This is a genomic window from Amycolatopsis ruanii (assembly GCF_003385175.1).
GTDB lineage: Bacteria > Actinomycetota > Actinomycetes > Mycobacteriales > Pseudonocardiaceae > Amycolatopsis_E > Amycolatopsis_E thermalba.
This window is the reverse complement of sequence record NZ_PQHY01000129.1, coordinates 1-8,696: the sequence shown is the minus strand read 5'-3', so window position 1 is coordinate 8,696 and position 8,696 is coordinate 1. Positions and strand designations below refer to the sequence as shown.

At 70.6% G+C, this 8,696-nt stretch carries 8 protein-coding genes, 1 tRNA gene and 1 pseudogene; 4 read left to right on the top strand and 6 right to left on the bottom strand.

From position 1 onward, the window contains the following. Positions 1 to 90 precede the first annotated feature (90 nt). Positions 91 to 690 (bottom strand): class I SAM-dependent methyltransferase, encoded by a 600-nt coding sequence (locus D0D28_RS34510; protein ID WP_116115379.1) that lies wholly within the window; start codon positions 688 to 690, stop codon positions 91 to 93. Between the two features lie 102 nt (positions 691 to 792). Between D0D28_RS34510 and lepA the strand changes: the two genes are divergently transcribed. Beyond that, positions 793 to 2,643 carry a translation elongation factor 4 gene (gene lepA, locus D0D28_RS34505; RefSeq protein ID WP_094007711.1) on the top strand — a complete coding sequence of 617 codons (1,851 nt, stop codon included), beginning with the start codon at positions 793 to 795 and terminating at the stop codon, positions 2,641 to 2,643. Between the two features lie 317 nt (positions 2,644 to 2,960). Here lepA and D0D28_RS34500 read toward each other — a convergent pair whose 3' ends face one another. Genes D0D28_RS34500 through D0D28_RS34490 form a run of 3 tightly spaced genes read right to left on the bottom strand, consistent with a single transcriptional unit; the run spans position 2,961 to position 5,104 of the window. Further along, complete coding sequence (locus D0D28_RS34500) at positions 2,961 to 3,404, bottom strand: pyridoxamine 5'-phosphate oxidase family protein (protein ID WP_116115377.1); 444 nt, start codon at positions 3,402 to 3,404, stop codon at positions 2,961 to 2,963. Between the two features lie 9 nt (positions 3,405 to 3,413). Beyond that, positions 3,414 to 4,184 carry an ABC transporter permease gene (locus tag D0D28_RS34495; protein ID WP_094007709.1) on the bottom strand — a complete coding sequence of 257 codons (771 nt, stop codon included), beginning with the start codon at positions 4,182 to 4,184 and terminating at the stop codon, positions 3,414 to 3,416. Next, on the bottom strand, positions 4,181 to 5,104 hold the full coding sequence (locus D0D28_RS34490; protein WP_094007708.1) for an ATP-binding cassette domain-containing protein: 924 nt from the start codon (positions 5,102 to 5,104) through the stop codon (positions 4,181 to 4,183). The genes D0D28_RS34495 and D0D28_RS34490 overlap by 4 nt, the downstream gene beginning before the upstream one ends. A gap of 63 nt (positions 5,105 to 5,167) precedes the next feature. Here D0D28_RS34490 and D0D28_RS34485 point away from each other — a divergent pair, with 63 nt between their 5' ends. The 3 genes from D0D28_RS34485 (at position 5,168) to D0D28_RS34475 (ending at position 7,121) form a co-directional block, all read left to right on the top strand. Then, a complete protein-coding gene (locus tag D0D28_RS34485) occupies positions 5,168 to 5,944 on the top strand; it encodes a TetR/AcrR family transcriptional regulator (RefSeq protein WP_116115375.1) in 777 nt (258 codons plus the stop codon). Between the two features lie 9 nt (positions 5,945 to 5,953). Then, entirely contained in the window at positions 5,954 to 7,006 is a 1,053-nt protein-coding gene (locus D0D28_RS34480; RefSeq protein ID WP_116115373.1) for a nitronate monooxygenase, read from the top strand. A 43-nt stretch (positions 7,007 to 7,049) separates the two neighbouring features. Beyond that, positions 7,050 to 7,121 (top strand) — tRNA-Val (locus D0D28_RS34475). 117 nt (positions 7,122 to 7,238) lie between these two features. On the opposite strand, the gene D0D28_RS34470 is transcribed toward D0D28_RS34475, so the two are convergent. Both D0D28_RS34470 and D0D28_RS37765 read right to left on the bottom strand, forming a co-directional pair. Then, a complete protein-coding gene (locus D0D28_RS34470; protein ID WP_162831274.1) occupies positions 7,239 to 8,054 on the bottom strand; it encodes a tyrosine-type recombinase/integrase in 816 nt (271 codons plus the stop codon). Further along, positions 8,055 to 8,261, bottom strand: a pseudogene (locus tag D0D28_RS37765) (tyrosine-type recombinase/integrase); the annotation flags it as partial. Positions 8,262 to 8,696 lie beyond the last annotated feature (435 nt).

Genomic DNA, 8,696 nt, shown 5'->3' with positions numbered 1-8,696 from the left:
GCCGGTCCGGCGGGACGGCGGCTGCGCGCGAGGCGCGAATCCGTCGCGGCCCGGGGCGGGAGCGGCGGCGCCGTGTACCCGCGAAGCCGGTCAGTCCGGGCGCCGGGCGCGGAACTGGGCCGCCAGCGGGGCCGTGACGCCCGGGGGTTGCCACACCCACGTCTGCAGGTCGGTGAACCCCGCGTCCACCAGTTCCGCCGCCAGCGCGTGCCGCGGCACCGTCAGCGACTTCTCGTGCGCGGACAGGATCAGCCGGCCGCCCGGGCGCAACACCCGCAGCAACTCCCGCAACCCCGCGCGCCGGTCGTCCCACAGGTCGACGTTGTTGACGCTCATCGCGACGTCCACGGAGGCCGCGGCCAGGCCCGTCCGCTCCGCCGAACCACGTGTCAACCGGACGCGGCCGGCCGCGATCTCCGCCGCGCAGCGGGCCTGGGCCAGCGCCAGCATCTCCGGCGACGGATCGACCCCGTGCGCGACGGCGGCGATCCGGCCGGCCAGCCGCAGCCCGACGCCGGGACCGGGCCCGACCACCAGCACCGTCTCGTCCGGGGTGAGCCTCGCCACGTCGACCACGTGCGATTCCGTCGCGCCGTTGGCGTGGGCCATCACCGTTCCGCCGATGCGGCCCAGCACGCCACGGGGGTGACCGAAGGCCCGGTCGAGGATCTGCTCGAAGGTTGTGCTCATACCTCCAGGTCAGCACTCGCCACCGCTCACCGGCATCGGGGATGACCCGGAAATCGGGCATGGGAACATGGAGTCGTACCCCACGACGAGCCGAGGACCCGAGTGAGCACGTTCGCCGACCAGACCTTCACGCCGCCGGAGCAGATCCGGAACTTCTGCATCATCGCGCACATCGACCACGGCAAGTCCACCCTGGCCGACCGGATGCTGCAGCTCACCGGCGTGGTCGAGGAGCGGGCCATGCGCGCGCAGTACCTCGACCGGATGGACATCGAACGCGAGCGCGGCATCACGATCAAGGCCCAGAACGTCCGCCTGCCCTGGCAGGTCGAGGGCCGCGACCACGTCCTGCACCTCATCGACACCCCCGGCCACGTGGACTTCACCTACGAGGTCTCCCGGGCACTGGAGGCGTGCGAGGGCGCGATCCTGCTGGTCGACGCGGCCCAGGGCATCGAGGCCCAGACCCTGGCCAACCTGTACCTGGCGCTGGAGAAGGACCTGCACATCATCCCGGTCCTGAACAAGATCGACCTCCCCGCGGCCGACCCCGACAAGTACGCCGCCGAGCTGGCGCACATCATCGGCTGCGACCCGTCCGAGGTGCTGCGCGTCTCGGCGAAGACCGGCATGGGCGTGTCCGACCTGCTGGACGAGGTCGTCCGCCAGGTGCCGCCGCCGGTGGGACAGGCGGACGCCCCCGCCCGCGCGATGATCTTCGACTCGGTCTACGACACCTACCGCGGCGTCGTCACCTACATCCGCGTCGTGGACGGCAAGATCACCCCGCGCGAGCGGATCCGGATGATGTCCACCGGCGCCACCCACGAGCTGCTCGAGGTCGGCATCATCTCGCCCGAGCCGAAGCCGAGCGCGGGCCTCGGCGTCGGCGAGGTGGGCTACCTGATCACCGGCGTGAAGGACGTCCGCCAGTCCCGGGTCGGGGACACCGTCACCTCGGAGCGCAAGGGCGCCACCGAGCCGCTGGCCGGCTACCGCGACCCCAAGCCGATGGTGTTCTCCGGCCTCTACCCGGTCGACGGCTCGGACTACCCGGAGCTGCGCGAGGCACTGGAGAAGCTGCAGCTCAACGACGCGGCCCTGACGTATGAGCCGGAGACCTCGGTCGCGCTCGGCTTCGGGTTCCGGTGCGGCTTCCTCGGCCTGCTGCACCTGGAGATCACCCGCGACCGCCTGGAGCGCGAGTTCGGCCTGGACCTGATCGCCACCGCGCCCAACGTGGAGTACCGCGTGGTGCAGGACGACGGCACCGAGGTGATGGTGACCAACCCGTCCGACTGGCCCACCGGCGTGAAGATCGCCGAGGTGCACGAGCCGCTGTCGAAGGTCACCGTGATCGCCCCGTCGGAGTTCATCGGCGCGATCATGGAGCTGTGCCAGAGCAAGCGCGGCAACCTGCTCGGCATGGACTACCTGTCGGAGGACCGCGTCGAGCTGCGCTACAACCTGCCGCTCGCCGAGATCATCTTCGACTTCTTCGACTCGCTGAAGTCCCGCACCCGCGGGTACGCGTCGCTGGACTACGAGGAGGCCGGCACGCAGGTCGCCGACCTGGTGAAGGTCGACATCCTGCTGCAGGGCGAGCCGGTCGACGCGTTCTCCGCGATCGTGCACAAGGACGCCGCCTACGGCTACGGCAACAAGATGGCGGGCCGGCTGCGCGAGCTGATCCCGCGGCAGCAGTTCGAGGTGCCGATCCAGGCCGCGGTGGGGTCGCGGATCATCGCGCGCGAGACGATCCGCGCGATCCGCAAGGACGTGCTGTCCAAGTGCTACGGCGGTGACATCTCGCGGAAGCGCAAGCTGCTGGAGAAGCAGAAGGAAGGCAAGAAGCGGATGAAGAACATCGGCCGGGTCGAGGTTCCGCAGGAGGCCTTCGTCGCCGCGCTGTCCACCGACGAGCCTTCCGGCGACAAGGGCAAGAAGAAGTAGCGCCGGACGACGCCGACGGCCCGCGATCCCGTTCCCGGGAGCGCGGGCCGTCGTGGTTCTCGCGTCAGGACACGCCCAGCAGCACCGCCAGCGCCTCGACGAGCGACGCCGAGGTGCTCGCGATCGTCGCGTCCAGGTACTCGGCGACCGGGGTCAGCTCGGCGGCCGAAGCCTGCCCGCCCAGCAGGGCCAGCGTCGGCGCGGTGAGCAGGCCGAGCGCGACACCGCGCTTGGTCCAGCGGCGGGCCTTGCTCTCGAAACCGGATGTCGCGCCGGTGAGTGAATGCCGTTAACGCACGTGTCACGTGGACGAGAAATCACGCGGTGCCGGTGATCCGGGCCGCCTCGACGAAGACCGCGCACCGGCGCTCCTGCGCCATCACGCGGTCGTAGGTGTCCCAGTCGTCGTGGGTGCCGCCGGCCGCGGTGAAGATGTCGCGCAGCAGCCGGGGCAGGCCCGCCGGGTCGAAGCCGGGGTCCGGGTGGTCCGGGCCGATCAGCCGGACCGGGCCCTGCACCGCCGCCCACGTCCAGCCGCGCCGGAACACGATGGTCGCGTTGCCGCGGGCGCGCAGCAGCTCCAGCTTCTTCGCCCCGCCCTGCGCCACGAACGCGACCGCCGGGCGGCCGGACACCGGATCGTCGAGGACGCCGGCGTTGACCACCGAAGCGTGCACCGTGCCGTCCGCCCGCGCGACCGCGACGGTGGCCAGGCCGGTTTCCTGGGCGGCGAGCGAGCGGACGGCGTCGAAGTTCGTCATGGGAGCAAGCTAGCGCCGGGCGCGCCGCCGGAACAGCGCACCGGCGACCGGCACCGCGACCAGCGTGATCCCGCCCCACCACACCAGTGCCAGCCACGCCGAGTCGCCGACCGGGGCGCCCAGCAGCAGGTTCCGGACGCTGTCCACCACCGGCGTGACCGGCTGGTTCTCCACGAACGCGCGCAGCCCGCCCGGCATCGTGCTCGGCGGCACGAACGCGCTGCTCAGGTACGGCACGAACACCAAGACCATGCCGAGCCCGGCGGCGCTTTCCACGCTGCCCGCGAGCAGGCCGAGGATCGCCGCGACCCACGAGACCGCCAGCGTGAACACCAGCAGGATGCCCAGCGCGGCCAGCCAGCCACCGACGCCGGCCGCCGGGGAGAACCCGATCAGCAGGCCGACGCCGATCATGATCGCGAGCGAGACCACGTTCCGCGCGAGCGCCCCCACGACGTGCCCGGTCAGCACGGCCGTGCTGGACATCGGCATCGTGCGGAACCGCTCCACCACGCCGCGTTCCAGGTCGTCGGCCACACCGACGGTCGTGGAGGTGGAGTTGAAGGTGACGCTGATGGCGATGATCCCGGCGAGCACGTAGTCGATGTAGGCGGTGCCGCCGACGTCGATCGCGCCGCCGAACACGTACCGGAACATCAGCATGATCGCGACCGGCAGGAAGATCGCCGTCATCGCCTGGTCGGGGTTGCGGAAGATGTGCCGGATGGACCGTCCGATGAGGACGGAAGAGTTGTTCGCGGTCCAGTACAGGGCGGTCATCGCAGGGCTCCGATCGCGGGCTCGCCGGTGAGGGACAGGAAGACGTCGTCGAGGGTCGGGCGGGTCAGGGCGAGGTCGGCGATCTCCGCCTCCGCCTGGTGCAGGCGGTCCAGGACCTCGCGCACGTCCCGGGCGCCGTCGACCGGCACGCTGAGCGCGAGGCCCTCCCCGGCGGGCGTGCCGCCGAGCGCGAGCCGGGCGACCTCGAGGGCCTCCCGGGTGGCGAACGTGAGGTCCAGCCGCTCGCTGCCGATGCGCTGCTTGAGCGAGGCCGGCGTGCCCTCGGCGACGACGCGGCCGCCGTCGATCACCGCGACGCGCCCGGCCAGCTCGTCGGCCTCCTCCAGGTACTGCGTGGTGAGCAGGACCGTCACCCCGCCGGCCAGCAGGTCCCGCACGGTGTCCCACACGCCGGCCCGGCTGCGCGGGTCGAGACCGGTGGTGGGTTCGTCGAGGAAGAGCACTGGCGGTGCGGTGATCATGCTGATCGCCAGGTCCAGCCGCCGTTCCATACCGCCGGAGTAGGTCTTGACCGGCCGTCCCGCGGCGCCGGTCAGGTCGAACCGGGCCAGCAGCTCGTCGGCGCGGCGGCGGGCGGCCGCGGTGCCGAGCCGGAACAGGCGGCCCATCATGACCAGGTTCTCGTAGCCGGTCAGCATGCGGTCCACCGCGGTCTGCTGCCCGGTCACGCCGATCAGCCGTCGCACCTCGCGCGCCTGCCGCACGACGTCGAACCCGCCGACGCGGACCGTCCCGGCGTCCGGGGCGAGCAGCGTGGTCAGGATCCGCACCGTGGTGCTCTTGCCCGCGCCGTTGGGTCCCAGCAGGGCGACCACGCTGCCCCGCTCGACGGCGAGGTCGACACCGCCGAGCACCTCTCTTCCCCCGAAGGCCTTCCGCAGGCCGCTGACCTCGATCACGACACCCTCCCAGTAATTGTGTATCTCGCACACTTATTGGTGTAAGTGATACACAGTTCTAGGATGGTCGTCAAGGACGAGAGGACGGCGATGACGTCAGACCACGGGCGGACGCTCGAACTGCTGTGGGGCGGCGGCGAACGGCCCGCGCGGGGCCCCAAGCCCGCGCTGAGCGTGGACAAGATCGTGCGTGCGGCGATCGACCTCGCCGACAAGGAGGGCATCGACGCCGTGTCGATGCAGCGCGTCGCCGCGGCCGTGGGCAAGACGACGATGTCGCTGTACCGGTACGTGTCCGGCAAGGACCAGCTGGTCGAGCTGATGATGGACTACGCCGCCGAGGACGCACCGCCGGTGCCCGCGGGCCAGGACTGGCGCGCCGACGTCGTGGCGTGGGTCCGCGCGGTGTGGGCGTTGCTGGAGCGGCACCCGTGGATACTGCGGATCCCGTTGCACGGGCCGCCTTCCGGGCCACGGCAGCTCGCCTGGCTGGAGGCCGGACTGCGGGCGATGTCGGGACTCGGGCTCACCGGGGGCGAGATGATCGCCGCGATGACCTTCCTGGACGGCGCCGTGCGCGAGCTGGCGCGCCTCGGGCTCGACATGAGCGAGGCGCAGCGGGAGGCGGGCGTAACGACGCAGGAGGCCGACGCCGACTTCGCGGCGGCGCTGCGGAGGTTCGTGGACCCGGTCCGGTTCCCCACGCTGGCGTCCACCGTCGCGGACGGCACGTTCGACCCGGAGCCGGGTGCGGACACCAGCGTGCTGCCCGATCTCGAGTTCGGGGTGCAGCGCCTGCTGGACGGTCTCGAGGCGTACGCGCGCCGCCGGGAAACCTAGAGTGGGGGCATGTTCGAAGAGCTGCGTGTCCCCGTCCTCGTGGCGCCGATGGCCGGCGGCCCCACCACACCCGAACTCGTCGCCGCGGTCGCCGAGGCGGGCGGTTCGGGCTTCCTCGCCGCCGGATACCTGACCGCGGACGCGCTCGGCGAGCGGATCACCAAGACGCGGGAGCTGACGGACCGGCCGTTCGGGGTCAACCTGTTCGTGCCGGGGCGGGAGTCCGATGTGGAGTTGTCGCCCTACGTCCGGCGGATCGCGGAGGAGGCGCGGCACTACGAGGTCGAGCCCGGCGACCCGCGCTGGGAGGACGACGACTACCCGGCGAAGGTCGATCTCGTGGTGGCGCGGGGAATCCCGTTCGTGTCGTTCACGTTCGGGCTGCCGTCCACTGAGGACGTGGCACGGCTGCACGAGGCCGGCTCGCGGGTGATCGTGACGGTCACCACCCCCGAGGAGGCCGTGCGGGCGGCCGAGATCGGCGCGGACGCGCTGTGCGTGCAGGGGTTCGAGGCGGGCGCGCACCGCGGCTTGTTCGTCGACGCCCCGGAGCACCCGGCCGGGGGAGAGGTCTACGGGCTGCTCGCGCTGCTGCGGCTGGTCGGGACCGCGGTGGACCTGCCGCTGATCGCGGCTGGCGGGATCGTGCACGGTGCGGACGTGGCCGCCGTGCTGGCCGCCGGGGCCGACGCGGCGCAGCTGGGCACCGCCTTCCTGCGCGCCGACGAGGCCGGGACGCAGCTCGCGCACCGCAAGGCGCTGGCCGAGGGCGGACGGGTCACGGCGATCACGCGGGCCTTCAGCGGCCGTCCGGCGCGGGGCCTGGTGAACCGGTTCCTGACCGAGCACTCGCCGTACGCGCCGTCGGCGTACCCGCAGGTGCACCACCTGACCAAGCCGGTGCGGGCGGCCGCGCACGCCGCTGGCGACCCGGAGGGCGTGAGCCTGTGGGGCGGGCAGACGTACTCGGTCGCGCCGGAGGGCCCGGCGGCGGAGATCGTGGCCCGCCTGCTGGCCGAGGCGACGGCGGCGCGGGACCGCGTGACACGACGGCTGGGGTAGGTGCACGCGGGCCGGCCGGGATCCGCTAGGATTTCGGCACACCGGGCGATTAGCTCAGGGGGAGAGCGCTTCGTTCACACCGAAGAGGTCACTGGTTCGATCCCAGTATCGCCCACTGGTTATTTTAGCTGTTCAGACGGCCTGTCGACGACCATCGTCGGCAGGCTGTCGGCGTTTGCGGGGAGCAGATGGGGAGCAGGGCGTCCTGACCACTTCCGCGAATCCGAAGAGGTCACGCCGCATCCGCCTCCTGACCTGCGTGTTCGTCCCAGGTCCATCCGCCGTCCAGCTCCCAGCGTCGCTGCAGAGCGGCCAGCATCGACTCGACCATGACGTCAGTCACGTGGGAGTAGAGGTCGTCGGTGTCCTTGCGCTTGTGTCCCAGGCGTACCAGCCGGAGGATGCGCGGGACCCCGTCTTCGATCAACCACGTCTCGTATGTGTGACGTAGGTCATGGAAGTGCATCCCCTGATTGAGTGGCGCCCAGCCGCGGTCCTTGTCGCCGGCCAAGGCGGGTAGCCAGATGCGGCGGCGGAAGTTGGACCGGCGGTGGAGGCCGCCGTTGGCGCCGGTGAAGACGAACCGCGTGTCGGGGTTGCGCTCCCGGTGGTCCCGCAGCAGGCCGGCCAGGAAGGGCGGCAGGTGGATGGTGCGGACGCTGGCGGGGGTCTTCGGTGGTCCGAGTTCGAGCCGTCCCCGGACCTCGTGCAGGGCGCCGAAGTTGGGGTCGATCTCGATGCGTGGGTCTTCGTCGAGGTAGGTGCGGATCCACTGCAGCCCGGCCAGCTCGCCCCAGCGCATGCCGGTGTAGGCGTCGGTGATGGTCATGAGCCCGGCATCGGGCGTCATCCTTCCCGCGAGTGCGTCGACTTCGTCGCTGCTGGCGTGGGGCCGTTCGGGACGGTCCTCGAAGCTGATGCGCAGTTTCCGGCACGGGTTCGCGCCAATCAGACCCTCGTCCACGGCTTCGCCCAGGATCATGGAGAACAACACGAGAATGTCCTGGACGGTTTTGTCGGCCAGGTTCGGGCGGAGTTTCTTGTTCACCCACCCCTTCACCTCGATCCGTGCGATATCGCCGAGAGCCGTCCCAGACCATCGTGGCAAGATGTGGTTACGGATGTGCGAGTCGTAGGTAGCCAATGTAACTTCCGCGGCGTGGTGGGCATCGCACCACGCGCGGATCCACTCGTCGATCGTGGTTTGCGCCAGGCGGGGGTCGGTGAACCGGCGCCGCCGCTGGTCGGACTCCACATCGTTCGCGCGGTTGTCCGCTTACTCCTGGGTGGCGAACCCAGTCTCCGTGAAGATGGTTCCGTCATTGAGCCGGTAGCGGACACGGAACCCGCCTTGGCGTTTTTCTAACCATGCCATTGTTGTTCTCTTCCTGAAGGACTGGATATGACCGCGCCGGAAATTCGGCACTGCCATATCCACGCTCCATTGACGGAGAAAATCAACCCAAATGTGTTCAGGGGTCAAAAGAATGTGTGCACGTCAATTGGTCCGGCGGCGGGACTGTTCCAAGATCGGTGTTTCTGGCCCGACACGCCGGGCTGAGATCCGGCGGGATGGGCACTGTGAGTGATGACATCGGACCTTGTGAGTCCACGCAAGCGTGACCAGAAGGCGGCGCAGCTGTCGCCGGAGCAGGCTGCCGCGGCGGCGATGGTGGCCGAGGCCAAGGCG

Bases quoted from the DNA above. Each gene is read 5' to 3' on its own strand.
- D0D28_RS34510 (WP_116115379.1), bottom strand. From the start codon at position 690: ATGAGCACAACCTTCGAGCAGATCCTCGACCGGGCCTTCGGTCACCCC.
- D0D28_RS34500 (WP_116115377.1), bottom strand. From the start codon at position 3,404: ATGACGAACTTCGACGCCGTCCGCTCGCTCGCCGCCCAGGAAACCGGC.
- D0D28_RS34495 (WP_094007709.1), bottom strand. From the start codon at position 4,184: ATGACCGCCCTGTACTGGACCGCGAACAACTCTTCCGTCCTCATCGGA.
- D0D28_RS34485 (WP_116115375.1), top strand. From the start codon at position 5,168: ATGGTCGTCAAGGACGAGAGGACGGCGATGACGTCAGACCACGGGCGG.
- D0D28_RS34480 (WP_116115373.1), top strand. From the start codon at position 5,954: ATGTTCGAAGAGCTGCGTGTCCCCGTCCTCGTGGCGCCGATGGCCGGC.